Below are 25,801 nucleotides of genomic sequence, written 5' to 3' on the forward strand. Positions count from 1 at the left end.
CCGTAACAACTGCACGCGACCCATCCTAAGTTTTATTACGTATTCAGAGAAAGCTCTCTATGCTATGTTAGAGAGTGGCGCCCTAGTCGTTGATTCAGTGTCTCACTGTTTCAACCATACAGAGGAGAACCTGAAACACGATCACGCCCAGCGCTGGAACGACGAGACCTTCGAGCTCGGCGAGCAACTACAGCCCGACGAGTACGTTCACCCGAAGGAAGTCTTCTATCGCGACCACTCGGTCGAGGAACTCGAACGGCTGCTGTTCCTCGAGAGCGAGGTCGATTACACGAACTACCACTCGCTCCCACTCGACGACTACTTCCACGATGGGCTGGTCTCCCGCGAAAAGGGGTTCGAACTCCGCGACCGCAACCCCAACCGTGTCTCGATGTACGCCGACATCAACCCGCTCGACGATGACGCCGTCGAGCAGGTCGAGTACTTCGTGAAAGAGCGCAACGTCGAGGGGATCAAGCTCTACCCATCACGCTACCAGAACGGCCAGGACCTCTCGCTGCAGTTGAACGAGGACTGCGTCCGCCCGGTTCTGGAGAAAGCCGCCGAACTCGACGTGACCTCCGTGGGCATCCACAAGTTCATCCCGTTCGCCACTGCGCCTGTCCGCTACTTCAGGATGGGCGACGTCGAGGACGCCGCCAACGCATTCCCCGACCTCAACTTCGAGGTCATCCACGCCGGCTTCTCGTTCCTCGAAGAGACCGTCTTCGCGATGGCGAGCCACGAGAACGTCTACGCGAACCTCGAAAACACCATCCACATGGCCTGCTCACGGCCGCGGAAGTTCGCCCGCTCGCTGGGCGAGATGCTCTACTGGGCCGGTCCGGACCGCATCGTCTTCTCCGGTGGGTCGACCGCGCTGCACCCGCAGGCGGCCATCGAGTCCTTCTGGGACTTCCAGATTCCAGAGGACATGCGCGCCGGCAACGACTACCCCGAAGTCACCGACGAGATCAAGGAGAAGATCCTCGGGAAGAACGCACTCCGACTCCTGGACAAGGACCCCGAACAGGTCAAAAAGGACATCGAGGGCGACAAGTGGGACAAACTGCGCCAGGAACGCAAGGAAGACGGCGACTTCCCCGCCGAACCGTGGTCGACCTACGAAACTCCCGCCTAAACAATGAGTATCTACGATACAGACACAGATCCCGAGGCGGACCTCGGCCACGTCACGCCCGATACCGAGTTCGAGAGCGACCTCGCGATGGACGTCAAAGCGCAACTGCGAGAGGTACTCGACCCCTGCAGTTGCATGAGCGACCATCCCATCGACATCGTCGACCTCGGCCTCGTCGACGACATTGCGGTCGACGAGGAGACGGGGGAGGCCCGAATCGACATCCTGTTGACGTCCCAGCGCTGTATGTACGTCATCGACATCACCGACGAGATTCGGGACCGGGTCGAGTCGGTTCCCGAAATCGAATCGGCTGATGTTCATCAGGTGACCAGCGGGAAGGTCTGGACGGCCGAACGCATGTCCGACGAGCAGCGCAACGAGCGCCGCGAGCGGTTCGAGGCCCGCATCGAAGCCGCGGATATCACACCCTATGCCGAACAGTCCGACTGAGCCATGACACACCAGATCCTGGTCGCAGTCGACGACTCACCGCAGGCGATGGCTGCCGTCGAACACGCAGTCACACACTACGCGGACGCCGACATCACGCTCCTCTCCGTCATCGAGTACACGGAGAAGAAAACCAGTCTCAAACGCGGTGGCCGCGGCCGTGACGAAGGCTGGTACGCCGCCGAACGGGAGGCCGCCGAGGAACTGCTCGACGACGCCAGTGACCTCGCGGCCGACCACGATGTCGAGGTCGGCACTGCCATCGAAGACGGCAGTCCATCCACCGAGATACTCGACTACGTCGACGACCACGATATCGATGTGCTCGTGATGGGGTTCCGCAAGCGGAGTCCGACCGGCAAAGCCCTCTTCGGGTCCACCGCACAGGACGTGCTGCTGTCGACGGACTGCCCGGTCGTCACCGTCCCGAAGGATAGCTAATCGGAGAAATCGACGACCGACCTGTCGTCTCCACGTCTGGCCACTGCCGCAGCTTTTTCCGGCAAACCCGAATCCGTTTCGCGACCGTTATCTGGCGTTCTCGACGTCGTCGAGCGCCTCGGGATTCTCGATACTGCTCATATCGCCCAGATCCTCGTCCGTGTAGGTCGCCTGGACGGCCCGGCGGATGATCTTGCCCGACTGGGTCTTGGGGAACTCGTCGACGAACAGCACCTCCCGGGGCCGGAAGGGTTTGCCGTGTTCCTGCCCGATGACCGCGCGGATGTCGTCGCGCAACTCGTCGGTCTCCGCGACGCCGTCTCGCGGCTGCGCCGCTCGACTGTCTGGGGACTCGCTCCGGTCGTCCCCACCGTCCTCGACGATGACGTAGAGCACGACGGCGGTCCCGGTAGTATCGTCGGGTACCCCGACGGCGGCGGCCTGATTGACGCCGTCGTGTTCCATCGCTGCGCCCTCGACCTCTGCGGGGCCGACCTTGCGGCCGGCGACGTTGAGCGCATCGTCGGACCGTCCGTGGAGGAACCAGAGGCCGTCCTCGTCTTTCTGGGCCCAGTCGCCGTGGTCCCACAGCGGCGGGTCCTCGAACGTCGACCAGTACTCCTCGAGGTAGCGTTCGTCGCCGCTCCAGAGCGATTTCGTCATCGACGGGCAGGAGTCGCGCGCGACCAGATAGCCGCGCTCGTGGTCGTCTCTGATGCTCGTGCCAGCCTCGTCGACGATGTCTATGTTCATCCCGAGGCCGGGGCCGCCGAGCGTCCCGGGTTTGAGCGGCTGGGTCGGCATGGGCATGAGAAAGCAGCCCATGATCTCGGTCCCGCCCGAGATGTTGACGATCGGTGCCTCGCCGCCGCCGACGTGCTCGTAGAACCACTGCCAGGACTCGGGGTCCCAGGGCTCGCCGGTCGAGCCGAGCATGCGGAGCGAGGAGAGGTCGTGGCCCTCGACCCAGTCGTCGCCTTTCTTCCGGAGCGCTCGGATGGCGGTCGGGGAGATGCCGAACTGGGTGAGGTCGTGGCGGTCGATCATCCGCCAGAAGCGGTCGGGCTGGGGGTGATCCGGCGCGCCCTCGTACATGAACATCGTGCCGCCGAAGGCGTGGGTCCCGATGAGCGTCCACGGCCCCATCATCCAGCCGATGTCCGAGACCCAGAAAAACCGGTCCGAGGGTTTCAGGTCGAACCCGAAGTGGAGTTCCTTGGCGGCCTGCATCAGCGCGCCCGAATGGGTGTGGACGATCCCCTTCGGTTTGCCTGTGGTGCCTGATGAATACAGCAGCATCGACTCCTGATCGCTGGGGAGCGATTTTGTCTCGTACTCGTCGTCCTGGGTTTCGACGGCCTCGTCCCAGTGTTCGTCGCGGTCGTCGTCCCAGGGAATCTCGCCGTCTCCTGCTAGGCCCAGCCGATCGTAGACGATGGTGTGTTCGACGTGGCCGGCTTCTTCGATGGCCGCGTCGGCGGTCTCTTTGAGCGTGATCTCGCCGCCGCGGCGCTGGAAGCCGTCGCCGGTGAACAGCACGGAACACTCGGCGTCCTCGATCCGCGTCGCGGCGGCGTCGACGCCGAAGCCCGAGAAGATCGGCACCGCGATGGCACCGACTTTGAAACAGCCGTAGAGGATGGCGATGACCTCGGGGACCATCGGCATGTACAGGTCGACGGTGTCGCCGGTCCCGATACCCCGTGCTTCCAGAGCGTTGGCGACCTGGTTGGCCCGCCGGGCGAGTTCGTGGTAGGTGACCTCCCGAATCTCACCGTCTTCGCCCTCCCAGATGCAGGCGACCTTGTTCCGGCGTTCGTTGTCGGGGGCGGCGTGCCTGTCGAGGACGTTGTGCGCGATGTTGATCTCGCCGCCGGGGTACCAGTCGGTGAACTGTGGCCCCTCACTGTCGTCTCGAACGTCGTCGTAGTCCTCGTAGAATTCGACGTCGAGATAGTCGACGAGTTCGTCCCAGAACCAGTCGACACCCGACTGGGGAACGCCCTCGATCTCGGTCGTCGTGCGCTCGATGAGTTCGTCGTAGTCGTCGATGCCGTACGCCTGCATGAACTGCCAGACGTTCGTCGACTCGACGAACGCCTGCGTCGGTTCGTGGACGATACCCGTCTCTGTCGGTGACTCCGCTTGCTCGGTCATGCTCGCGTACACGTGTGCGCGCCCGAATAGTTAACCTGACGGTCAACAGCAACTGGTCGCGACGCTCGGCCGCGTCGGCAACTGAGCCGTCACTCGAAGTGGCCCTCCTCTTTGTACTGCTGGCCGTGTTCGACGTACAGTTCGTGGACGCGGCCGATTTCGGCTCGCTGAGCGTCGGTGAGCGGCTTCGTCTCGGCCGGCGCGCCGTAGGCGAGGTGGCCCTCGGGAATCGTCTGGCCTTCGGTGACCAGGCTGCCCGCGGCGACGAGACAGTCCGACTCGACGGTCGCGCCCTTCTGGACGGTGCTCGACATGCCGACGAGCGAGTGGTCCTCGACGGTCGCGTAGTCGACGACGACGTTGTGGCCGATGGTCACCTCGTCGCCGACTGTCGCGCCGTGGAGCATCGAGAACTCCTGGACGTTGGTCTCCGCGCCGACGGTCGTCGGGCCGCTGTCGCCGCGCAGACAGACGAACGGCCAGAGGCTCGCGTTCGGGCCGACGGTCACGTCACCGACGAGGTAGGCCATCTCGGAGACGAAGGCTGTCGAATCCGTTTCGGGGGTCGTGGCTGCCAGTGAACGCTGCATGCCGCCGAATTCGGCGCTCCCCGGATTAACAGTTTCGGGGCGACTGCTGCCGTCAGTCGGCGGCGCCTGCCGTCGGTGCCCCTCGGTCGACGCGGCGTTTCGACGCGGCGACGACCAGCGCCAGCGCGGCCATGGCGAGAATCAGCAGTCGCATCGCGGTCGTGATCGCGTACTGGTCGCTGACGACGCCCATGATCACCGGAACGACCGACAGGCCGAGGAAGTTCGCACTGATGGCGATGGCGTTGACGGGGCCGCCGTGGTTCGGCACCGTATCGATGCCGAAGGCCGAAAGCGTCGGAAAGAACCCGGAGACGAGGAATCCGATCACGAAGACGCCTGGGAGCAGGCCGTAGCCGTCGCTGGCGAAGAAGACGAACGCGAGGGCCGGCATCGCGGCCAGCGCGAGCGAGAGAACCAGTGTGAGTGGCTCGATCCGTCCCGCGAGCCGACTGTAGACGAACCGTCCGGGGATGTACGCGACCAGAAACCCGGAGAGCACGACGTTGGCGGTCGTCTGCGGGACGTACTGGCTCGCGTAGTAGGGCAACCAGGTGAAAAAGCCGCCCTCGATACCCCCGCTGAAAAAGAGTGCCAGCGCCATGCCGGCGATTCCGGGTCTCCGGAACAGCCCCCTGAGTTCGCTCAGCGAGAACGGGTCTCCCTTCTCTCTGGTCGACGGGAGTTCGAGTCGGGTGATGAGGCCAAAGGCCGGGAGGAAGACGGCCGCCAGTATCAGGAAGGTCACGCGCCAGTCGCTGGTCGTGAGGACCTGGTTGACGAACAGCGGGCCTGCCGTGGCACCAACGGCCCACGTCAGGGCGTAGAGATTGAACAGTCGTCCGCGATTCTCCGGGTAGAGGGAACTCAACAGCGGCCTGTCCAGGCCGCGGAATATCCCGATCGTCGCGCCCTGCCCGAGCAGGAAGACGAGCAACAGCGCGTACGTGGGGACCTGGCTCAACAGCGCCAAAAACAGCACCGTCCCGCCCGCGCCCAGCAGCAGGAACCGACGGGTATCGAGCCGACTCGCCGCGAACCCGACGGCCACTGCCGCGAAGAGATAGCCGAGCGTTCCGGCCGGCGCGACCAGCCCCAGCAGACTGTCCGACACCGTGAACGACTCCTTGATACTCGGCAGCAAGGCGCCGCGAACCTGCGTCGTCATCCCGTCGCCGACGACGAACAGGAACAGCGCCGCTGCCCACAGCCTTCGCTTACCCATGTCGCTACGATACATCGTAGCGCCTGGGATAAAAAGTGATACGGCCCCGTCCTCGTCCGGGGTTTCACTCATTCAAAGTCGCACGGCCGTAATTATCAAAAGAAAAATATTAGGCCTACTTTAGACACCTCCATTTCGTATGCGATTAATGATTGGTTTGGCACGCGATTCGCAGTCGTCTCGTAGCGTCTTTCGAGGCTAAGGAGCCTCTAGAGTGAAATATACGTGGGAATCGAACCGGACATCTCTTCCGATCGGTTCGCACTGCCGGTGTTCGGTACGGAATCTAACATATCTGCGTCAAACGCCATTATTATGGGCTTTCGAGGGGGAATAGGGCGAGAACGGGGGTGGTGCTGATTCAGCACACGACGATACATGTCGGAACGAGGATAATACGTGGAGCTGACATATTCTCCAACTGAAGAAACAGTTAGATATAATAAATGATGGCCACTTTCATCTACGGGAGTGGGGAATCTAGTTGCGTCACGTGACCGTGGTTATCCCCGTGCTGAGGGCACGTCCAGCGGAACAGCGACCAGGTCCCAACCTGGAGTAGTATTGTGGTAAAAGAAAAATACTACGACACAGTATAACATCGATACGTCTGTATAAGGCCTAATATATCGCTATCATTGTTTGAGTCTGGAACGAGATTTCGATAAAACAACAATATCGACCCAACGTTTATTGCTGCTCGGCCCGCCTACTCTGGCAAGAACATGTCGAGTGTCACGGAGATAACGCCCGAGGAACTGTACGCGAAGATGGAGGCGGGCGAGTCGGTGACGGTCGTCGACGTGCGCCAGCCCCACGAGTTCGAGAAGTGGCGCATCGAGGGGCCGAGCGTCGAGACGATCAACGTGCCGGACCGGAAGCTGACGCGGACGGACCCGGCGGACGTGCTGGCGGACGTCCCGACGGAGACGGTCGTGACGGTGTGTGGCACGGGCAAGATCAGCCGGGGCTCGGCGCGACACCTCCAGCGGGCCGACGTCGACGTCAGGAACCTCGCCGGCGGGATGGAGGCGTGGGCCGACCTCTCGGCGGCCACGGAGCTGACGACGGACGCGGCCGCGACGATCGTGCAGTTCCGCCGGCCCTCGAGCGGGTGTCTCTCGTACCTCGTCGTCTCGGCGGGGGAGGCGGCCGTGATCGACCCGCTACTGGCGTTCGCCGACGAGTACGTCGACGCCGCGGCCGAGTACGGGGCCGACCTCACGTACGCCGTCGATACGCACGTCCACGCTGACCACGTCAGCGGGGTCCGGGCGCTCGCCGAACACACCGACGCGACGGCGGTCGTCCCCGTGGCGGCGACGGACCGCGGCGTCGAGTACGACGCTCCCTACGAGACGATCGGGGACGGCGAGGCCCTGGCGGTCGGCGAGAGCACCATCGAGGCGATCCACACCCCCGGCCACACGTCGGGGATGACCGCGTACTACGTCGACGAGGCGGTCTTGTTCACCGGTGACGGCCTGTTCGTCGAGAGCGTGGCACGCCCGGACCTGGAGGCCGGGTCGGAGGGCGCGCCGGAGGCGGCCACCCAGCTGTACCACTCGCTGCAGGACCGCGTGCTGTCGCTCCCGGACTCCACGGTCGTCGCCCCCGGCCACTACAGCGACGCCGCCGAGCAGGCGGCCGACGGCAGCTACACGGCGACGCTCGGTGAGGTGGCGGACGCGATGGACGCCCTGTCGATGCCGGTCGACGAGTTCGTCGAGTCGGTGCTCGCGGACATGCCACCGCGACCCGCGAACCACACGCAACTCATCGCGAGTAACCTCGGGCAGCGTTCGCTGTCCCGCCAGCGCGCCCTGCAACTCGAACGGGGGCCGAACAACTGCGCCGCGACGACGGACGCGATGACGGAGTGACGCCCCTGGCCGCCGGCGTCACTCGTCGCTTCCCGCGCGGACCGAGAGAACGGGGGCTTCGGCAGTCCGAACTACGTGTTCGGTGACGCTTCCCAGGAGGTACCGGTTCAGCCCGGTGCGGCCGTGTGTGCCCATCACCACGAGATCGACGTCGTGGTCGGTGACGTAGTCGCGGATCGCCGTCTCGGGGTCGCCGCGGCCGACGCTGCCCTCGATGGCGTCGACGTCGGCGGCCTCGGCGCGGAGGATGGCGTTGTCGAGGATTTCCTTCCCGGCGTCGTCGAGTGCCGCCTCGTCGACGACCGCGGTCCAGGGTTTGCTGGTGTCGACGAGCGTGATGAGGTGGAGCGTCGCACCGGTCTCGGCCGCGAGGTCGATCCCGCGGGCGACGGCGGCATCGGCACTCCGGCTCCCGTCGGTCGGGACGAGCACGTCGTCGAGAGCCAGGTTCTCCGGGAGGCCGTCGCCCTCGTGGACAGTCAGTACCGGCACGTCGGATTCCCGGAGGGTCCGTTCGGTGACGCTCCCCAGGACCAGTCGGTCCAGGCCCGTGCGGCTGTGGGTCCCCATGACGACGAGGTCGCTGTCGTGGTCGGTGGCGTGGTCGATGATGGCCTCGTGGACGGGTCCGCTCGATTCCACGATCTCCGCGTCGACGTCGACGCCGGCCTCGCTGGCCATGTCGGTGATCTCGTCGACGGCGCGCTCGCCAACGGAGGCCAACGCGTCCGTGCCGTCGACGTCGGCTCCGGGCGGCAACTCGTCGAGTCCCAGGACGTACAGGGCCTGGACGGTCGCGTCGAAGCGGCTGGCGAGTCTGATGGCGCTCTCGGCGGCGTTCCGTGCGATAGCGCTCCCGTCCGTCGGCACGAGAATCCTGTCGAACATACCTGTACAAACGACCGCCGGGGATTTGAGTGCGGGGGCTGTCGAGCGGCCAAACCCACATTTAACAGCGGGCGCGGTGACTACCCGTCCATGACCGAACACATTCTGGTCGCCGTCGACGGCAGCGATGGCCAACCCGTCGCGATGGCTCACGCACTGGCGGTGGCGACCGCCACGGGCGCGACAGTCGACGTCGTTCACGTGATCGACCGCGGACTGACCGCGCTGGTCTCGATGACCGACGAGGGGACGCTACGCGAGCGGGGGCGCGAGATCCTCGCCAAAGCCGAATCGCAGGCGGCCGACGCCGGCGTGTCAGTCGAAACCCATCTCACCGACGGGACGCCCAGCACGGCGATTCTCGAGTTCGCGGCCGACCGGGACAGCGACCTCGTCGTCGTGGGTCGACACGGTCCACACGGCGTGCGGGAGCGACTGCTCGGGAGCGTCGCGGACAAGGTCCTCCGAAAGGGGTCCGTCCCGGTCCTGACCACGTCGTACGACGACGAGACCGACCCCGAGGCCGTGGCCATCGAGCGGGTGCTCGTCCCGACCGACGGGAGCGAGGCGGCGGCCGTCGCGGCACCGACCGCCGCGACGTTCGCTGGGCGGTTCGACGCGACGGTCGACGTGGTGTCCGTCATCGACCTGCTCGTCGAGGCCGGCCCCTTCGACGCCGGCGGCGTCTCCGAGGAGTTCGTCCAGAAGCTGGAAGGGAACGCGGCCGACGCCGTCGAGGGCGTCGCCGATCGGCTCCGCGACACCGACCCCGACGTCGGCGTCGAGACCGCCGTGACTCGCGGTCGGCCCCACGAGGAACTGAGCGCGTACGTCGCGGACAACGACATCGACCTGGTCGTGATGGGGTCGCACGGCCACTCCGGCGTCAGTACGGGGTTGCTGGGGACCGTCACGACGCGGCTCCTGCAGTCGGTCGGCGTGCCCGTGCTCGTGGTTCCGCCCGAGGCGTGACGGGTTCCGGCACCCGAACACTAATCGGGCGCTCGCCCCTCCTTCGGTCTGTGACAGCCGATACCAACAGACAGTGGATTCTTGACAGTCGCCCCACCGGTGAACCGACGATGGAGAACTTCGAACTCGTCGAGAACGATGTTCCCGACCCCGGCCCCGGCGAGGTGCTGGTCGAATCCCGCTATCTCTCGGTCGACCCGTACATGCGTGGGCGGATGCGCGACGCCGAGTCCTACGCCGAACCGTGGGACGTGGGCGACGTAATGAAAGCCGCCGTCGTCGGCGACGTGGTCGAATCGAACCACCCCGACTTTGAGTCCGGCGACGTGGTGACGGGCGAACTCCGCTGGGCCGAGTACGCCACCGCCGACGGTGACGCTCTCCAGCCCGTGGACCCGGACCTGGCCCCCGTTTCGACTGCGCTCGGCGTCCTCGGAATGCCGGGTCGGACGGCCTACTTCGGCCTGCTCGAGGTGGCCGAGCCCAAACCCGGCGACACGGTGCTGGTCTCGGGTGCGGCCGGGGCCGTCGGATCTGCCGTCGGCCAGATCGCGAAACAGAACGGCTGTCGCGTGGTCGGCGTCGCCGGGGCCGAGGAAAAGACCGACTGGCTGACCGACGACCTGGGCTTCGACGCCGCGATCAACTACGAGACCGCCGATAACCTCTACAGCGCCGTCGGCGAGGCCTGTCCCGAGGGCGTCGACGTCTACTACGACAACGTGGGCGGCGAGATCACCGACGCCGCCTTCGCGAACCTCAACGAGTTCGCTCGCGTCGCGGTCTGTGGTCAGATCTCCCTGTACAACGCCACCGAACAACCCGTGGGACCGCGGAAACTCGCCACGCTCATCGAGAAGAAGGCCCGCGTCCAGGGGTTCATCGTCAGCGACTTCGCTGTGCACTTCCGCGAGGCGACCGAGCGACTCGCCCAGTGGGTCGCCCAGGGCGACCTCCAGTACGAGGAGACAGTAACGGAGGGCTTCGAGAACATGCCCGAGGCGTTCCTCGGCCTCTTCGAGGGTGTCAACATCGGCAAGCAGCTCGTGAAAGTCGAGGACTGAGAGGACAGCCAACACAAAGTCTTTACCGGGACGCCACATCCGGTTGCCTATGCAACATTTCTGTCGTCGCCGTACCCTTGCGCTCGTCGGTGCTGGGCTCGGAACAGCGATTTCCGGGTGTCTCGACGGCGACGAAAGCGGGGGATCGACGCCTGGAGCCCTGTCCGGGCACGTCAGGCCGGACGGTGACCCTCCGGCAGTGCCGCCAGCGCTGACCTGTGAGGACGAGGGATTCGAGCGGCTTCAACAGTCGTATTTCAGCGAGCAGTCGCTTTCCTGGGGCGACACTAGCACGGAAGATGAAACGCCCCAGTTTGCGCTTCGGGTCGAGCGACTGGAATACGACTACGGCGAGACAGCGACGATCGAATTCACCAACGTCAGCGACGAGGTGCAAACGACCGGGAATCGCCACAAGTACAGTATCGAAGTCAAGACTGAAGCTGGCTGGCAGGACGTGCGGGGAAAAACGAGTGACCGCGGGTTTGAGTATAATGATCTGGGCATCGAGCACCAGCCAGAGGAGGGCTTCGAGTGGACGCTCGAACTCACCGAGGACGGCGTCATGGCCGGACACACCCACGAGGACCGACTCACGGTCTGTCCGGACCTGCCCGCCGGCCGGTATCGCTTCGTCTACTGGGACCCGGCCGTCGCCGTGGCGTTCGACCTGATGCGCTGATCCCGGGTACCGGCCCGTCTCGCCGCGACCACCGAACCCTTGTCCGGACGACCCCTCGATTCCCTGATGACTGACGACCTTTTCACACCGCTTTCCCTCGCCGAAACCGAGATTCCGAACCGCGTGATGGTGTCGCCGATGTGTCAATACTCCTGCGATGACCGGAACGGCCTCGCGACGGACTGGCATTTCCAGCATCTCACGAGTCGCGCCGTCGGCGGGGCCGGCGTCGTGATGACGGAGGCGACCGCCGTCGAGCCCCGCGGGCGCATCTCCCCGGAGGACCTGGGCATCTGGAGCGACGAGCACGCCGACGCGCTGGCCGACACGACGGCGTTCATTCGCGACCAGGGCTCCGTTCCCGCGATTCAGCTGGCCCACGCCGGGCGGAAAGCGTCGACGAGCCGACCCTGGGAGGGGCACGACCCGCTCCAACCGGCCGACGGCGGCTGGGACGTGGTCGGACCGACCGACGAGCCCTACCCCTACGAGGGCGACGTGCCGACGACGCAGGCGATGACGACCGAGGACATCGCGGACGTCCGGGAGTCGTTCGCGGACGCGGCCCGTCGGGCACGCGATGCCGGCTTCCAGATCGCGGAGGTCCACGCCGCACACGGCTATCTCCTCCACGAGTTCCTCTCGCCGGTGACCAACACTCGCGACGACGAGTACGGCGGGAGCTTCGAGAACCGCGTCCGGTTCCCGCTGGAAGTCGTCGAAGCCGTCCGAGAGGTCTGGCCGTCGGACCTGCCGGTGTTCGTCCGCATCTCCGCGACCGACTGGCTGCCCGATCGCGAGTCCTGGACCGTCGAGCAGTCGATCCGCTTCGCCGACCGCGCCGCCGACGCCGGGGCGAACCTCGTCGACGTCAGTTGCGGGGGCATCCACCCCGAGCAACAGGTCCCGTCGGCGGGACCGGGCTACCAGATCCGCTACGGGCGACAGATCCGGGAGGGCGTCGAGTCGGACGTGGCCGTGGGTGCTGTCGGCGGCATCACGACGCCCGAACAGGCCGACTCGCTCGTTCGCAACGACCGTGCGGACCTGGCAATCGTCGGCCGCGAACACCTCCGTGACCCCTACTTCACGCTCCACGCCGCCCAGCAGTTGGGTCGCGAAGACGAGGTCGAGGTGCCGCCCCAGTACCACCGCGCGTTCTGACGCGTCCCGGCGAGCAATCGCGACTGCGGGGCCGAACGCCGGACGGGCGGCCCGCGAACAGGTATTTACCGCTCCCGTCCCTAGCCGAAGTGATGTCGAGGCCGACAGCCTCCGTCCCGAGTAACCTCCCGGATCCGGCTGCGTTGACTGACGCGTTTCACGTCTACGAGGTGGAGGTCGACGACGGAAACGTCCGCTACTACGGGGAGCCACTGGACGGCGAGGACACGGTCGTCCAGCGGCTGGCTCCCCGCTTTCGCGACCGGGGGTACCGGATCGACCTGCGTTACGAGACCGGCGAGCACGTGCTGGTCGCGACCGAGCGCTCGCTGGCCGTCGACACCGTTCCGTGGACGAACGTCGTGCTGTTCCTCGCCACCGTCGCGACTACGCTGCTGGCCGGCGCGCGCTGGTACGGCCTGCCGGTCTCCGACGCGCCGCTGCGCGTCCTCGAAGCGTGGCCCTTCGCCCTCGCCGTCCTGTCGGTGCTGGCGATCCACGAGTTCGGCCACTACGCCCTGAGCCGCCACCACGAGGTCGAGGCCTCGCTGCCCTATTTCATCCCGGTCCCGAACCTCCTGGGGACGCTCGGGGCACTCATCCGCATGAACGACCACATCCCCGATCGGGAGGCGCTGTTCGACATCGGCGTCGCCGGACCGCTCGCCGGACTGGCAGCGACCGTCGTCGTCACCGCGATCGGCGTCTCGCTGCCGCCCGTCGAGGTGGCCGGCTCGGAACTCGTCCAGCAGACGGAACTGGGCTATCCGCTCCTCATCCAGGGGATCGCGGCGGCGCTCGGCCAGCCGCTCGCGTACAGCGACCCGTCGCTGATGGTCAATCCCGTCGTCATCGGCGGCTGGGTCGGCGCGTTCGTCACCTTCCTGAACCTGCTGCCGGTCGGGCAACTCGACGGCGCACACGTCACTCGCGCGCTGGTCGGCGACCGGATGGACGTCGTCGGGAAACTCGTGCCCGCGGCGCTGTTCTCGCTGGCCGGCGGGTTGCTGGTGTTCGCCGACGGACAGGCCGCGTTCATCTGGGTCGTCTGGGGCTTTTTCGCCCTGCTGTTGGCCCGCGTCCCCGGCGCGGAACCGATCGACCAGTCGTCGGTCGGTCCCGGCCGGCAGGCGATCGGCGCGCTGACGCTCCTGCTCGGCCTGCTCTGTTTCACGCCGATTCCCATCGTCGTCTCGGTGTGAGACCCGGACTGCCCGGAAACCCCCGATGCTCTTGTGGGATCCGACAGTCGTGTTAACCCGAGCTATGGCAGCGACTGACAGGAGCGCGGTCGTCATCGGCGCGTCGTCGGGGATCGGCGAGGCAGTCGCCCGTGAACTCGCCGCGGAAGGATACGAACTCGGACTGACCGCCCGCCGGCAGGAGAAACTGGAGGAACTCGGCGACGAACTCCCCACGAAGGCCTACGTCGCGCGGATGGACGTAACCGAACCCGAGGCCGCTCGCGAGGCCTTCGTCGACCTGGTCGAGGCGATGAATGGGGCCGACCTCGTCGTCGTCAACGCCGGGATCGGCCGCCAGAACCGCGACCTCGACTGGGAACCGGAACGGGACACCATCGACACGAACGTCCGCGGGTTCACCGCGCTGGCGACCGCCGCCATGACCCACTTCGAGGACCAGGGCCACGGCCACCTCGTCGGCATCTCCTCGGTCGCCGCCCACGCCGGCGACGGCACGATTCCGGCCTACAACGCCTCGAAGGCGTTCGTCTCGAACTACCTCGACGGCCTTCGCTACCGGGCTCACTCCCGCGATGCGGACCTCACGGTCACGACGATCGAACCCGGCTTCGTCGACACGAAACTGGCCGGCGGGGACTTCTGGAAGGCCTCGACGGAGACGGCGGCCAGACAGATCGTCGACGCCATCGAGGACGGGAAGCGCCACGCCTACATCACCCGTCGCTGGCGACTGGTCGCGCTCGCCGTCGACCTCATGCCCGATTTCGCCCTGAAACGGGTGTTCGGGTGACCTACAGTTTGTACCCGATGTCCGCGGTGAGTTCCACGTCGCTCTTCCGGAAGGTCCCGGTCCCGCGGGCGAGTTCGTTGCCCTCGTCGTCGTAGGCGACCGCGCCCGCGACGAGTTGACTGGGGTTGTCGTTGAGCACCTCGCCCTCGGCGCGGATCGTACCCTCCGAGACGGGTCGTTCGAGGTAGAGGTTGAAGTCGGTCGTCAGGACGAACACGTCCTCCACCAGCGAGTTCGCCGCGAAGAAGGCCGCGTCGTCCAGCGCCTTGAAGTAGTACGACCCGTGGACGCCGCCGAGCGCGTGGTAGTAGTCCTCGGAGATCGGCAGTTCCAGGGTCGCGCCCCCCTCCCGGACGCTCAGGTCCGCGGGGACGTGCTCGTTGACGTTCGTCGCGTGGTACATCGATTCGAGTTTCCGGTAGTGGTCCTCGTTCATGGGAGTCCCTCCGCGAGTCGCTCGGCGTCGTCGGAATCGTGGCCGCAGTACACGTCGGCGTCGTGTCGGCGCTCGATGTCGCGAAGCCAGCGCAGGCTCTCCTGCCAGTCGCGTTTGCTCCAGAGCAGATCGCCGCCCATCGGGTGGCCGTCGTCGTAGTTCTCCCGGACGTACGCCTGGTCGCCGGCGAGGACGACCGTGCCGTGGCCGTCGAGGTCGAGTTTCGTTCCCAGGAGTCCCGGCGTGTGGCCGGGCAGGTGCAGGAACTCGACGTCCTCGAAGTGGGTTTCGCGGTCGCGGTGGATCACCTGCCAGTTTATGTCGTGGTCGAAGTCCGCGCGGACGTACGCGTCAGAGCCGTGGTCGGTGCTGGCGCTGTAGTAGGCGTATTTCAGTTCGGCCTCGTGGACGTAGACGGGCACGTCGGTCCCGGCGAAGTTGTGCAGGCCGCCCGCGTGGTCCAGGTGCAGGTGGGTCTGGACGACGGCGTCGATGTCGTCGACACCGTACCCCGCGTCGTCCAGTGCGTCCGGCAGCGCGTGGTCGTCGGCGTCGAAGTGCTCGAAGGCCGCGTACAGCTCGGCGGGCCAGTAGCCGTCGCCGGCGTCGGGATGGGAGCCGGTGTCCCAGAGGATCGTCGCTTCGGGGTGGTCGATGACCAGGTTGTACACCGGGCCTTCGCCCCGCAGCAGATCGGGGTTCGGCTCGTCGGCGGTCCCCACGACGGCGTTTTCGAGCATGAAGTTCGCGTCCGCTCGGATCGTCCCTCTGTCGACGAGCGTCACCGTCGCGTCTACCATGGCCTGTACGTCTGGTGACGGTCTGTTAAGCTTTGCTCCGATCTGCCGACCAGCTTTTTATAAGCGGCGGCTGAACGTGTGTATCGTTACCGATACGATCGGACGAGATTACCAATCTATGACACCTGACCGCCTCGACGCATACCGGTTCGACGAACGCGAGTGGGAGAGCTACGACCAGCTGCTGGAGGCCTTCGAGTGGGAGGTCCCCGAGCAGTTCAACATGGCCACGTACGTCTGTGACCGCTGGGCATCGGAGAAGGGCCGGGTTGCACTGTTCGGCGAGAACGCCGCCGGCGAGACGGAGACGTACACGTACTGGCAGTTCCGCAACGTCACGAATCGGCTGGCCAACTACCTCCGCGAGCGGGGCGTCGAGCGGGGCGACCGCGTCGGCGTGAACGCCCCACAGCGCCCGGAGACGATGTTCGCCCACGTGGCCTGCTGGAAACTCGGAGCGATGTCGGTGCCGCTGTCGACGCTGTTCGGCCCCGACGCCCTGCAGTATCGCCTCGACGACTGCGATGCGGTGGCCGCGATCGTCGACGAGACGAACGTCGACAACCTCCGCGAGGCGCGCGCGGACCTCCCGGAACTGGAGACCGTCCTGACCGTCGGGGACGTCGACACGCGTGACGACGAGGCCGACCTCTGGAGCGCTATCGAGGGGTACTCCCGGGAGTTCGAGACGGTCGCGACCGACGCCGAGGACGACGCCATCCTCATCTACACGTCGGGGACGACGGGTGACCCGAAGGGGGTGCGACACGTCCACCGGATGTTGCTGGGGCACCTGCCGCTTTTCGTCACCACGTTCGGGAACATGGAACTGCGGGACGGGGACGTCTACTGGACGCCCGCCGAGTGGGCCTGGATCGCCTCGCTGTTCGACGTGGTCGTCCCGGCGCTGTACTACGGGAAGCCGGTCGTCGCGTACAACGGCGGCCAGTTCGATCCCGGCGTCGCTTTCGAGGTCATCGAGCGATACGGGGTGTCGAACTTCTTCGCCCCGCCGACGGCGCTGCGGATGATGATGCAGGTCGAGGACACGGACGGGTACGACGTGGGCACGCTCCGGACCATCGCCAGCGGCGGGGAGTCGCTCGGCCAGTCCATCGTCGACTGGGCCGAGGACGTCTTCGGCGGCGCGACCGTTCACGAGGGCTACGGCCAGACCGAAGCGAACGTCCTCGTCGGCGGCTGTACCGCCCTCACTGAGTTCAAAGAGGGCTACATGGGCCGTCCCGCACCGGGCCACGAGATCGCCATCGTCGACCCCGAGACCGCCGAACCGACGGTCGACCGCGGCGAGGTCGGCGAGATCGCCGTCCGGTACGAGGGCGATCCGGTCTGTTTCAAAGAGTACTGGAACAAGCCCGAGAAGACCGCCGGGAAGGTCCGGAACGGCTGGCTCCTCACCGAAGACCTCGGCGTGATGGACGAGGACGGCTACGTCGCCTTCAAATCGCGCAAAGACGACGTGATCATCTCGGCCGGCTACCGGATCGGCCCCGAGGAAGTCGAGGACTCCGTCGCGGGCCACGAGGCGGTCGCCGACGCCGCCGTCATCGGCGTGCCCGACGACGAGCGCGGCCAGGTCCCCAAGGCGTTCGTCGTGGCGTCGGGCGATCGGGACCCCGACGACGACCTCCGGGAGTCGATCAGAGCCCACGTCCGCGACCGACTCGCCAAGTACGAGTACCCACGCGAGATCGAGTTCGTCGACGCCCTCCCAAAGACCGCGACCGGGAAGGTGCGGCGGGCGTCCCTGCGCGACTAGCCCCACGCGCGACGGGCACGTCGCCGCGATGCCGACGCCTCACTCCCCGAAGCGGGTGACCTGCTGGAGTTCGGACTCGTCGACGTCGGCAAAGGCCTCGCGGGCGATGGTGCGCTTGTGGACCTCGTCGGCCCCGTCGACGATGCGGAACTGGCGGATGTCCTCGTAGAAGTCCGCCACGGGAAGGTCCTTGGCGATGCCGTTGCCGCCGAGGAACTGCAGGGCCGTGTCGACGGCCTCCTGGGTGACGTTCGCGGTGAAGACCTTGCTCATCGACACCGCTTCGCGGGCCTCCTTCCCCGCCGAGATCTGATCGGCGGCCTGCCGGACCAGCGACCGGGCGGCCGCCAGTCGCGTCTCCTGTTCGGCGATCTCGAAGCGCGGGGCCTGCTTGTCGGCCATCGACGAGCCGAACCCGTCGCGTTCGTGCATGTACGCCTTCGTGATGTCGAGTGCGCGCTCGGCCATCCCCGAAAAGCGCATGCAGTGGGTCAGCCGGGCCGGACCCAGCCGCTCCTGGACGTGAGCGAAGCCCTTGCCCTCCTCGCCGAGCAGGTGTTCCTCGGGGACTCGGACGTCGTTGTACTTGATCTCGGCGTGGCCGACGCCGTGGACGTCGCTGCCGACGTGGGGGATGTTCCGGACGATCTCGACGCCGTCGGCTTCCTTGGGCACGAGGAACACCGAACACCCCTCGTAGGGGTGAGCCTCCTGGTCGGTGCGGGCGAACACGAGCAACACGTCGGCCTGAATGCCCTTGCTCGTCCACCACTTGTGGCCGTTGATGACCCAGTCGTCGCCGTCCTTTTCGGCGGTGGTCTGGAGCATCTTGGGGTCCGAGCCGCCGCCCTGCATCGGCTCGGTCATCGAGAAGCCCGACGCGATCTCGCCTTTGACGAGGGGTTCGAGGTACTGCTCTTTCTGTAACTCCGAGCCGTGGAGTTCCAGCAGGTGCATGTTCCCCTCGTCGGGGGCGTCGACGCGCATCGCCATCGCGCCCAGCAGCGACCGACCGGCTTCCTCGAAGGTCGGGAGGGTGTCGCGGAAGTCGTAGCCCATGCCGCCGTATTCCTCGTCGATCTGTGGCGCGTAGACGCCGTACTCGCGGGCCGCCTCCCGGAGCTCGCGGATGGTACCGTCCGAAACGGTCATGCCGGGGTCGAGTTCGCGCTCGGCCGGGATGACCACCTCTTCCATCAGGTCGTGGGCCCGGCCTGCCAGTTCTTCCGCCGCCGCCGAGTCGCTAAAGGATAGCATGTCTGCCAACTGTTCAGTCCCGACGGTAATAAGAATCGGGGCAAACTCTCACAATGTTAGAATATGGCTGCCCCACTCTCACGATGTTAGGGGCTGGTGGCACAACGCATTTCTCGGCCGCGGTCCAGCCCCCACCTACCGTGTCGAAGGACGCTCCCCGGACCCGCCCCGAACTGCTGGACCGAGCGGCCGCCTACGCCGAGACGGTCGACGTCGACGTGCCCGTCGAGGACCTCGAATGGACGATTTCGGAACGAGCCAAGCGCCGGGCCGGGGGCTGTCGGTACGATCCCGAGACGGGCGACATCACCGTCGTCCTGACCTGGGATGCCTACCAGGCGTTCGGCTGGGCGGAGTTCACCGGGACGATCCGGCACGAACTCGTCCACGCCTGGGAGTTCCACCGCTTCGGCGAGTCGGGCCACGGCGAGCGCTTTCGCCGGCAGGCGGACCGACTCGACGCGCCGCGGCACTGCCGGACGTTCACCGACGGGCGACTCGAACTCGTCTGCACCGCCGCGGACTGTACGTGGCGACCGGACCGCCACCGCGCCTCCAAACCGGTGAAGTTCCCCGACGATGGGTACCGGTGTGGCGAGTGCGGCAGCGCCTACGAGGTCCGCCACGTCGACTCGGGCCGCACCTGGCGGACTCACGAGGGGTACCGGCGCGCACGCGACGCACTGGGCGACGACTGGTAATAAGATTGACAGGGAACGATACAGTACCGCTCCGGAGACTATAGGGGGTCGTTTCGTGAGCGTTCGCTGCTGCCGTCAGTGGCCTCTCGTCTAGCGGTTCTCGACCCGAAGGGAACGGGTTCGAACCCAAGCGTTACAACCGTGCTCCCGAAACTGTCGGTGTGAGTGACACTGCGAGACTCGACGGTGACGTGGCCCTCGTGACGGGGGCGTCTTCCGGAATCGGACGAGCAACTGCCCAGGCGCTGGCCGCCGAGGGGGCGGCAGTCGCCGTCGCCGCCCGACGCGAGGAGCGACTCGCCGAACTCGTCGACGACATCGAGGACGCGGGCGGGACGGCACTCGCCGTTCCGACGGACATCACCGAGACCGACGAGGTCCGCGAGATGGTCGAGACCACGCGCGAGGAACTCGGCGGGCTGGACATCCTCGTCAACAACGCGGGCGTGATGCTGCTGGCACCCGTCATCAGGGCTGACGTCGCGGACCTCCAGCAGATGCTCGACGTGAACCTCAAGGGTCTGATGACGGCGACCAGGGAGGCCCTGCCCGGACTGCTCGACCAGGACGAGGGTCATATCGTCAACATCTCCTCGGTGGCCGGTCGGACGGCGAACGAGGCCTCGGCGGGCTACTCGGCGACGAAGTTCGGCGTCAACGCCTTCTCCGAATCCCTTCGCAAGGAGGTCACGGACAGCGGCGTTCGCGTGACCGTCGTCGAACCCGGGGCAGTCGAGACCGAACTCGGCGAGCACATCCCCGACGAGCAGGTCCGCGAACGGTTGTCCGAGATGGTCGGGGAGATGACGGTGCTACAGCCGGACGACATCGCGTCGGCGATCACCTACGCGGTCACGCAACCGCCCCGCGTCAGCGTGAACGAACTCCTGATCCGGCCGACCGAACAGCAGTAACTCGTACTGCCGGACAGCAGTCCCTGAAGCGTCGACTGCATAGACTGGGTGACGAGCCGCTGTACGTAGCCCGTCTGCGGATTCGGCTGTGATAACTTCTGTCCGGCAGTATCAGAACGGCCCCAGACCGAAGTAGAGGACGACGCCGAAAAACAGGGCGGCCAACAGCAACAGCGCCATGAGGTAGTCGAACAGGCCGGAGGGATCGGTGAGGCTTGGGAGGTGCATGGTACTGATACCACCTCCACCGTCATTGCCCTCCGGATGTTACCACTCACTTTCATTTCTGCCGACGGGCCTGGCACGTGCCAGCAGTCGACGTATCATCCGGTCCGATCAAACGCCCCCATGGCAAGTGTGCGGATCGGCTCGGTACTCGGTATCCCGATCAAACTCGGACTGTCCTTCCTGCTCGTCGTGCCGCTGCTCGCCTATCTCATCGGGACCCAGATCGAGATGACGACGACGCTGCTCAACGGCCTCCTGGGGGGCACCATCGACCCCACGCCGCTGACGGTCGGATTCCTGCCCTGGCTGCTGGGGCTCGCTGCCGCCCTCGGGTTGTTCGCGGGCGTTTTGCTGCACGAACTCGGCCACTCGGTCGTCGCCCGCGGATACGGCGTCCACATCGAGGCCATCACCCTCTGGTTTCTGGGCGGCCTCGCGCAGTTCGAGGAGTTCCCCGACCGCTGGACCCAGGAACTGGCCATCGCCATCGCCGGGCCGATCGTCAGCCTGGTCGTTGGCGTGGCCTGCTACGGCGGGTTCGCCCTGTTGCCGGCCGAGTTCCCGGCCACCCGGTTCGTCCTGGGCTATCTCGCGGTGTTGAACGTCGTCCTCGCCGGCTTCAACCTGCTACCCGGCTTTCCGATGGACGGCGGGCGCGTCCTCCGGGCGCTGCTCTCGCGCAACCGCTCGCGCCTGGACGCGACCCGCATCGCCGCAGGAGTCGGCAAGGCCTTTGCCGTCCTGCTTGCATTTGCAGGCATCCTCAGTTTCAACGTCTTCTGGATCGCCATCGCCTTCTTCATCTATCTCGGAGCGACCAGCGAGACCCGCCAGCTCATCATGCAGGATGCCTTCGAGGGTATCGACGTCGAGGACATCATGACGCCCGTCGCCGACCTCGATACCGTGACCCCTGAGACCACCCTCTCGGAACTGCTCGAACGGATGGTGACGGAGCGCCACACGGGGTATCCGGTCGTCTCGGGCCGCGATACGCGACACGGTGAGATTCGCGGACTCGTCACGCTCGAAGACCTCCAGACGGTCGACCCCGACCAGCGCGACGCGGCCACGGTCGGAGACGTGATGTCGACGGACCTGGAGACGGTATCGCGGACTACCGACGCCGAGGACGCCGCCACCCGGATGCAGCGACGCGGCGTCGGTCGACTGCTCGTGACCGACGACCACGGCGAGCTGGTGGGACTGATCTCGCGGACCGACCTGATGACGGTGTTCGAGATCCGACAGACCGGGCGGTCCGAGGAGGCGGTCGAGCAGGCGATCCCGCGGTAGGGCTTTCAGGACGTTCGGACCCAGTTTGGGGATCGATTCTTGCTGAACGCAGTGAAACAGTGGTTTCTGGCTTGTGTTACGACCTCACGTGATGAATACATGGCTCAAATGTAAAATTTTGTACACGAGGATGGGGGTCGTCTGATTCGGTCTGTACAGGTAACAAGCGTATCGCTTGATCTGTTGCATCTACGTCAACTCTTTAATTTCTAAACTACCGAATTGCGACGACCCGAACTGCGTGGTCCCAAACTGACCAATGTACTCGAACTTACCGAGGATGAACCCTGCCCGTGCCAGTGTGACTACAAGATTAATGACCCAGACAACAACGGCTAGCGCTACACCTTCACCGTATCCGATATACTCTATTATCTCCTCAGCTCCTTGTCCAAGCTCATCTGTTACAACATCGAAAACAGGATCGGTGGAAGTGTCAGAGAAGTACTGGTAAAGCGGTTCTAAAATATCATACCAGTCTTTGTGAAGGAGTACTCGTTTTGGACTGTCGTCAGGAATCTTAATTGGTGGCCGATTCATTTTCATATGTCTCGCTTTGGGATCAAATTAGAAATATCTGTTTCGAGTAGATAATTTATCTGCAGTTCTGCTGACTGGCCGATTTCTCGAAATCGGTGTGAAACCAACGATGGTCAACTGCTGACTTCATGCTCTCTATTCTGCAGCATGCTCCTGACAGAAGTTAGGCAGATGATTAGATCCGCCACTAAGTCTCAAACGTGTATGAGCACGAACCGACTCGGTTGGAGACAGCACTACACCCAGCATGATAGCTCCCGCGTGCCCGGGGCGCGCCGTCCAAGGAGTGTAGTGAGCAAGCGTCCGCCGAACGAGCGGAGCGAGTGAGGCGGTTCTCCGGACGCGAGCGAACGGAGTGAGCGAGTCGTCCGGCAGTTTTAGTCCAGGTTTTGCGACCGAGTGGTTCCCGCAACGAGTGCCGAAGGCACGAGTGAGGAAACCCGAGGGAGTAAAAAGTGGGAACCCTGATGTAGGCGGCGGTACCAGAGTGGGTAACGGCGAATTCGATGTCGCGGAGATATGATCACTCGCGGGTGCAGGAGTACTGGCAACACGTCTGGGATCGGGAGGGCGTCTACGACTGCCCGGACGACGCGGACGATCCGACGTACGTCCTCGGGATGTTCCCCTACACGTCGGGCGCGCTCCACATGGGCCACGTCCGGAACTACGCCATCACCGACGCGTACGCGCGCTACCGGCGGATGTGTGGCGACGACGTCCTCCATCCGATGGGCTGGGACGCCTTTGGCCTCCCCGCGGAGAACGCCGCCTTCGAGCGCGACACGGACCCCGAGTCCTGGACGCGCACCTGTATCGACCGGATGCGCGACGAACTGGAGACGATGGGCTTTGGCTACGACTGGTCCCGGGAGATCACCACCTGTGACCCCGAGTACTACCGCTGGAATCAGTGGCTGTTCACCCGCCTCTACGACGCCGGACTGGTCGACTACGAAGCCGCCACGGTCAACTGGTGTCCCGACTGTGAGACCGTGCTGGCCGACGCCCAGGTCGTTTCCCACGAAGGCGACGACGCCGATGTCTGCTGGCGTTGCGAGACGCCCGTGGGTCGGCGCGAACTCGACCAGTGGTTCTTCACCATCACCGACTACGCCGCGGAACTGCACGCCGGCCTGGACGACCTGGAGGAGTGGCCCGAGGGCGTCCGGGACATCCAGCGCAACTGGATCGGCCGCCAGGAGGGGGCAGCAGTCACGTTTGCAGTTGAAGGTCGTGGCAACGTGGACGCCTTCACGACCCGACTCGACACCGTCTTCGGCGCGACTTACGTCGCGCTTTCGCCGGGCCACGACCTCGCGGCGACCATCGCCGAGGACGACGAGACGGTCGCAGAGTACGTCGCGGACGTTCGCGAGAGCGACCCCGGCGACGCCGGGATGTCTGGCGTCGACACCGGCCTGACCGCGACCCATCCGCTGACCGGCGAGGAACTGCCGGTGTACGTCGCGGCCTACGTCCTGGACGACGTGGGGACGGGCGCGGTGATGGGCGTGCCCGCTCACAACGAGCGCGACCACCGCTTTGCCGCCGAGCAGGACCTCCCCGTCCGGGAAGTCGTCGAGCCCATCGGCGAGACAGACGAGACGGCCGCCGCCCCCTTCACCGGCGACGGGATGCTCACGAACAGCGGCGAGTACGACGGCCTGGCGAGTTCGGCCGCCCGCGAGCAACTCGTCGACGCCAGCGACGCCATCGAATCGGACGTGACCTACCGACTCCGGGACTGGCTTATCTCCCGCCAGCGCTACTGGGGGACGCCCATCCCGATGGTCCACTGCGACGACTGCGGGCACGTCCCGGTTCCCGACGAGGACCTGCCCGTCGAACTGCCGGAGTTCGTCCAGACGACGGGCAACCCGCTCGAAGCCAGCGAGGCGTTCGTCGAGACGACCTGTCCGGAGTGTGGCGGTCCCGCCGAGCGCGAGACCGACACGATGGACACCTTCGTCGACTCCTCGTGGTACTTCCTGCGGTACCTCTCGCCGGACTTCGAGGAGGCCCCCTTCGACAGCGAGACGGCCGACGAGTGGCTCCCGGTCGACGTGTACGTCGGCGGCGAGGAACACGCCATCCTGCACCTGCTCTACATCCGCTTTTTCACGCGGGCGCTGGCGGACCTGGACCTGCTGGACGTTCGCGAACCGGTCGAGCGGCTCGTCAACCAGGGGACGGTCCTCCACGGCGGCCAGAAGATGTCGAAATCGAAGGGCAACGCCATCGCGCCCCACGAGTACGGGGCCGAGACCACTCGACTCTTCGTCCTCTCGGCGGCCCATCCACAGCAGGACTTCGAGTGGACGGTCAAGGACGTGAAACAGTCCTACGAGTTCCAGCAGGAACTCTACCGGATGGTGATGGCCTTCGCCGAAAACGAACACGAGACCCGGACGGAGAGTACGAGTCACGACGCCTACCTCGAACGGGAGATCGACCGGACCGTCGCGGCGGTCACCGAGGAGTACGAGCGGTTCCGCTTCCACCAGGTCGTCAACGAACTCCAGCGCTTTGCCCGCCTGTTGCGCCGCTACCGGGAGTACGACGCTCCCTACCGGTACGCCTACAGCCGCGGGCTGCGGGCGCTGTCGGCGATGGTCGCGCCCATCGCGCCCTACCTGGGTGAGGAACTGTGGAATCACCTCGGAGAGGACGGACTGGCCGCCGAGGCCGACTGGCCGACGCCGCTGCACGACGTCGACGACTACCGCGTCGAGCGCGGCCTCATCCGGCGGACCCTCGACGACGTGCGCGACATCACCGACGTCGTCGACATCGAGGACCCCGAGGCCATCGAGATCGTCGTCGCCCAGAACTGGAAGTATCGGGCTTACGACATCGCCCGGGAGGCCGACGCCGAGACGGCCGTCGTCGGCGAGATCATGGACGACGACGTGGTGGGCGAGCACGGCGAGGCGGCCGCCGACTTCGCGGCCGACCTCCAGGAGCGCCAGGCGGAACTCGAACCGACGATGGACGCAGAGCGCGAACTCGAGATCTTGGAGCAGGCCGCCTGGCTCTTCGAGGACGAGTTCGGCGCTGCCGTTACGGTACGGACGGCGACCGACGGCGACGACCTGGCCGCGAAGGCCAAGCCGAACAAGCCCGCGATCCACATCAGCTGATCGGCACCTATCATAATCGATAACTATTTTTGTCGACTGGACGAGTGCCCG

23 protein-coding genes are annotated in these 25,801 nt (G+C 65.6%); 15 read left to right on the forward strand and 8 right to left on the reverse strand.

The annotated features are described in order from the left end of the window. The first annotated feature begins 64 nt into the window (after positions 1 to 64). The 3 genes from E2481_RS09840 to E2481_RS09850 are packed head-to-tail and all read left to right on the forward strand — an operon-like array spanning position 65 to position 2,035. Positions 65 to 1,141, forward strand: coding sequence for an amidohydrolase family protein (locus E2481_RS09840; protein WP_136716967.1), 1,077 nt, complete (start codon positions 65 to 67; stop codon positions 1,139 to 1,141). Positions 1,142 to 1,144: 3 nt separating this feature from the next. After that, positions 1,145 to 1,594, forward strand: coding sequence for a metal-sulfur cluster assembly factor (locus tag E2481_RS09845; protein WP_136716968.1), 450 nt, complete (start codon positions 1,145 to 1,147; stop codon positions 1,592 to 1,594). A gap of 3 nt (positions 1,595 to 1,597) precedes the next feature. Further along, positions 1,598 to 2,035, forward strand: coding sequence for a universal stress protein (locus tag E2481_RS09850; protein ID WP_136716969.1), 438 nt, complete (start codon positions 1,598 to 1,600; stop codon positions 2,033 to 2,035). Positions 2,036 to 2,122: 87 nt separating this feature from the next. On the opposite strand, the gene E2481_RS09855 is transcribed toward E2481_RS09850, so the two are convergent. From E2481_RS09855 to E2481_RS09865, 3 genes are all read right to left on the reverse strand, one after another. Further along, complete coding sequence (locus tag E2481_RS09855; protein WP_136716970.1) at positions 2,123 to 4,192, reverse strand: AMP-binding protein; 2,070 nt, start codon at positions 4,190 to 4,192, stop codon at positions 2,123 to 2,125. An 89-nt stretch (positions 4,193 to 4,281) separates the two neighbouring features. Continuing rightward, a complete protein-coding gene (locus E2481_RS09860; RefSeq protein ID WP_136716971.1) occupies positions 4,282 to 4,782 on the reverse strand; it encodes a gamma carbonic anhydrase family protein in 501 nt (166 codons plus the stop codon). A gap of 52 nt (positions 4,783 to 4,834) precedes the next feature. Then, on the reverse strand, positions 4,835 to 6,007 hold the full coding sequence (locus tag E2481_RS09865; protein ID WP_169302415.1) for an MFS transporter: 1,173 nt from the start codon (positions 6,005 to 6,007) through the stop codon (positions 4,835 to 4,837). 725 nt (positions 6,008 to 6,732) lie between these two features. Between E2481_RS09865 and E2481_RS09870 the strand changes: the two genes are divergently transcribed. Further along, entirely contained in the window at positions 6,733 to 7,890 is a 1,158-nt protein-coding gene (locus E2481_RS09870; protein WP_136716973.1) for an MBL fold metallo-hydrolase, read from the forward strand. Between the two features lie 18 nt (positions 7,891 to 7,908). Here E2481_RS09870 and E2481_RS09875 read toward each other — a convergent pair whose 3' ends face one another. After that, positions 7,909 to 8,778, reverse strand: coding sequence for a universal stress protein (locus E2481_RS09875; protein WP_136716974.1), 870 nt, complete (start codon positions 8,776 to 8,778; stop codon positions 7,909 to 7,911). Positions 8,779 to 8,868: 90 nt separating this feature from the next. On the opposite strand from E2481_RS09875, the gene E2481_RS09880 reads away from it, so the two are divergent. The 6 genes from E2481_RS09880 to E2481_RS09905 all read left to right on the forward strand — a co-directional run bounded on the left by E2481_RS09880 (position 8,869) and on the right by E2481_RS09905 (position 14,655). Further along, complete coding sequence (locus E2481_RS09880; RefSeq protein WP_136716975.1) at positions 8,869 to 9,750, forward strand: universal stress protein; 882 nt, start codon at positions 8,869 to 8,871, stop codon at positions 9,748 to 9,750. 110 nt (positions 9,751 to 9,860) lie between these two features. Beyond that, the gene (locus tag E2481_RS09885) at positions 9,861 to 10,814 is read left to right on the forward strand and encodes an NADP-dependent oxidoreductase (protein WP_250137793.1); all 954 of its coding nucleotides are present in this window, start codon (positions 9,861 to 9,863) and stop codon (positions 10,812 to 10,814) included. Between the two features lie 49 nt (positions 10,815 to 10,863). After that, positions 10,864 to 11,496, forward strand: coding sequence for a hypothetical protein (locus tag E2481_RS09890; RefSeq protein ID WP_136716977.1), 633 nt, complete (start codon positions 10,864 to 10,866; stop codon positions 11,494 to 11,496). Between the two features lie 66 nt (positions 11,497 to 11,562). Further along, positions 11,563 to 12,660, forward strand: a complete 1,098-nt coding sequence (locus E2481_RS09895) for an NADH:flavin oxidoreductase/NADH oxidase (RefSeq protein ID WP_136716978.1) — start codon at positions 11,563 to 11,565, stop codon at positions 12,658 to 12,660. Between the two features lie 92 nt (positions 12,661 to 12,752). After that, a complete protein-coding gene (locus E2481_RS09900; RefSeq protein WP_136716979.1) occupies positions 12,753 to 13,862 on the forward strand; it encodes a site-2 protease family protein in 1,110 nt (369 codons plus the stop codon). 64 nt (positions 13,863 to 13,926) lie between these two features. Next, on the forward strand, positions 13,927 to 14,655 hold the full coding sequence (locus E2481_RS09905; protein ID WP_136716980.1) for an SDR family NAD(P)-dependent oxidoreductase: 729 nt from the start codon (positions 13,927 to 13,929) through the stop codon (positions 14,653 to 14,655). Between the two features lies 1 nt (position 14,656). On the opposite strand, the gene E2481_RS09910 is transcribed toward E2481_RS09905, so the two are convergent. After that, positions 14,657 to 15,091 (reverse strand): PaaI family thioesterase, encoded by a 435-nt coding sequence (locus E2481_RS09910; RefSeq protein WP_136716981.1) that lies wholly within the window; start codon positions 15,089 to 15,091, stop codon positions 14,657 to 14,659. Then, complete coding sequence (locus E2481_RS09915) at positions 15,088 to 15,891, reverse strand: N-acyl homoserine lactonase family protein (protein WP_136716982.1); 804 nt, start codon at positions 15,889 to 15,891, stop codon at positions 15,088 to 15,090. Before E2481_RS09915 ends, E2481_RS09910 begins: the two co-directional genes overlap by 4 nt. Positions 15,892 to 16,009: 118 nt before the next feature. Between E2481_RS09915 and E2481_RS09920 the strand changes: the two genes are divergently transcribed. Next, positions 16,010 to 17,671 carry an acyl-CoA synthetase gene (locus E2481_RS09920; protein ID WP_136716983.1) on the forward strand — a complete coding sequence of 554 codons (1,662 nt, stop codon included), beginning with the start codon at positions 16,010 to 16,012 and terminating at the stop codon, positions 17,669 to 17,671. Between the two features lie 39 nt (positions 17,672 to 17,710). Here E2481_RS09920 and E2481_RS09925 read toward each other — a convergent pair whose 3' ends face one another. Continuing rightward, complete coding sequence (locus tag E2481_RS09925) at positions 17,711 to 18,928, reverse strand: acyl-CoA dehydrogenase family protein (protein ID WP_136716984.1); 1,218 nt, start codon at positions 18,926 to 18,928, stop codon at positions 17,711 to 17,713. A 140-nt stretch (positions 18,929 to 19,068) separates the two neighbouring features. Between E2481_RS09925 and E2481_RS09930 the strand changes: the two genes are divergently transcribed. The 3 genes from E2481_RS09930 to E2481_RS09940 all read left to right on the forward strand — a co-directional run bounded on the left by E2481_RS09930 (position 19,069) and on the right by E2481_RS09940 (position 22,067). After that, a complete protein-coding gene (locus E2481_RS09930) occupies positions 19,069 to 19,629 on the forward strand; it encodes a SprT-like domain-containing protein (RefSeq protein WP_250137783.1) in 561 nt (186 codons plus the stop codon). 161 nt (positions 19,630 to 19,790) lie between these two features. Beyond that, positions 19,791 to 20,543: an SDR family NAD(P)-dependent oxidoreductase gene (locus E2481_RS09935; protein ID WP_136716986.1), complete on the forward strand. Its 753-nt coding sequence runs from the start codon at positions 19,791 to 19,793 to the stop codon at positions 20,541 to 20,543. A gap of 348 nt (positions 20,544 to 20,891) precedes the next feature. Beyond that, on the forward strand, positions 20,892 to 22,067 hold the full coding sequence (locus tag E2481_RS09940) for a CBS domain-containing protein (protein WP_136716987.1): 1,176 nt from the start codon (positions 20,892 to 20,894) through the stop codon (positions 22,065 to 22,067). 189 nt (positions 22,068 to 22,256) lie between these two features. Here E2481_RS09940 and E2481_RS09945 read toward each other — a convergent pair whose 3' ends face one another. Next, a complete protein-coding gene (locus E2481_RS09945) occupies positions 22,257 to 22,613 on the reverse strand; it encodes a hypothetical protein (protein WP_136716988.1) in 357 nt (118 codons plus the stop codon). 500 nt (positions 22,614 to 23,113) lie between these two features. On the opposite strand from E2481_RS09945, the gene leuS reads away from it, so the two are divergent. Then, on the forward strand, positions 23,114 to 25,750 hold the full coding sequence (leuS, locus tag E2481_RS09950; protein ID WP_136716989.1) for a leucine--tRNA ligase: 2,637 nt from the start codon (positions 23,114 to 23,116) through the stop codon (positions 25,748 to 25,750). The last annotated feature ends 51 nt before the right edge of the window (positions 25,751 to 25,801 follow it).

The organism is Halorientalis salina (assembly GCF_005049285.1).
In the GTDB taxonomy this organism is placed as follows: Archaea; Halobacteriota; Halobacteria; order Halobacteriales; family Haloarculaceae; genus Halorientalis; species Halorientalis salina.

Bases quoted from the DNA above. Each gene is read 5' to 3' on its own strand.
- E2481_RS09895 (WP_136716978.1), top strand. From the start codon at position 11,563: ATGACTGACGACCTTTTCACACCGCTTTCCCTCGCCGAAACCGAGATT.
- E2481_RS09920 (WP_136716983.1), top strand. From the start codon at position 16,010: ATGACACCTGACCGCCTCGACGCATACCGGTTCGACGAACGCGAGTGG.
- E2481_RS09900 (WP_136716979.1), top strand. From the start codon at position 12,753: ATGTCGAGGCCGACAGCCTCCGTCCCGAGTAACCTCCCGGATCCGGCT.
- E2481_RS09875 (WP_136716974.1), bottom strand. From the start codon at position 8,778: ATGTTCGACAGGATTCTCGTGCCGACGGACGGGAGCGCTATCGCACGG.
- E2481_RS09905 (WP_136716980.1), top strand. From the start codon at position 13,927: ATGGCAGCGACTGACAGGAGCGCGGTCGTCATCGGCGCGTCGTCGGGG.
- E2481_RS09885 (WP_250137793.1), top strand. From the start codon at position 9,861: ATGGAGAACTTCGAACTCGTCGAGAACGATGTTCCCGACCCCGGCCCC.
- E2481_RS09940 (WP_136716987.1), top strand. From the start codon at position 20,892: ATGGCAAGTGTGCGGATCGGCTCGGTACTCGGTATCCCGATCAAACTC.
- E2481_RS09855 (WP_136716970.1), bottom strand. From the start codon at position 4,192: ATGACCGAGCAAGCGGAGTCACCGACAGAGACGGGTATCGTCCACGAA.
- E2481_RS09865 (WP_169302415.1), bottom strand. From the start codon at position 6,007: ATGGGTAAGCGAAGGCTGTGGGCAGCGGCGCTGTTCCTGTTCGTCGTC.
- E2481_RS09945 (WP_136716988.1), bottom strand. From the start codon at position 22,613: ATGAAAATGAATCGGCCACCAATTAAGATTCCTGACGACAGTCCAAAA.
- E2481_RS09910 (WP_136716981.1), bottom strand. From the start codon at position 15,091: ATGAACGAGGACCACTACCGGAAACTCGAATCGATGTACCACGCGACG.
- E2481_RS09845 (WP_136716968.1), top strand. From the start codon at position 1,145: ATGAGTATCTACGATACAGACACAGATCCCGAGGCGGACCTCGGCCAC.
- E2481_RS09925 (WP_136716984.1), bottom strand. From the start codon at position 18,928: ATGCTATCCTTTAGCGACTCGGCGGCGGCGGAAGAACTGGCAGGCCGG.
- E2481_RS09860 (WP_136716971.1), bottom strand. From the start codon at position 4,782: ATGCAGCGTTCACTGGCAGCCACGACCCCCGAAACGGATTCGACAGCC.
- E2481_RS09840 (WP_136716967.1), top strand. From the start codon at position 65: ATGTTAGAGAGTGGCGCCCTAGTCGTTGATTCAGTGTCTCACTGTTTC.
- E2481_RS09880 (WP_136716975.1), top strand. From the start codon at position 8,869: ATGACCGAACACATTCTGGTCGCCGTCGACGGCAGCGATGGCCAACCC.
- E2481_RS09850 (WP_136716969.1), top strand. From the start codon at position 1,598: ATGACACACCAGATCCTGGTCGCAGTCGACGACTCACCGCAGGCGATG.
- E2481_RS09870 (WP_136716973.1), top strand. From the start codon at position 6,733: ATGTCGAGTGTCACGGAGATAACGCCCGAGGAACTGTACGCGAAGATG.
- E2481_RS09915 (WP_136716982.1), bottom strand. From the start codon at position 15,891: ATGGTAGACGCGACGGTGACGCTCGTCGACAGAGGGACGATCCGAGCG.
- E2481_RS09890 (WP_136716977.1), top strand. From the start codon at position 10,864: ATGCAACATTTCTGTCGTCGCCGTACCCTTGCGCTCGTCGGTGCTGGG.
- leuS (WP_136716989.1), top strand. From the start codon at position 23,114: ATGTCGCGGAGATATGATCACTCGCGGGTGCAGGAGTACTGGCAACAC.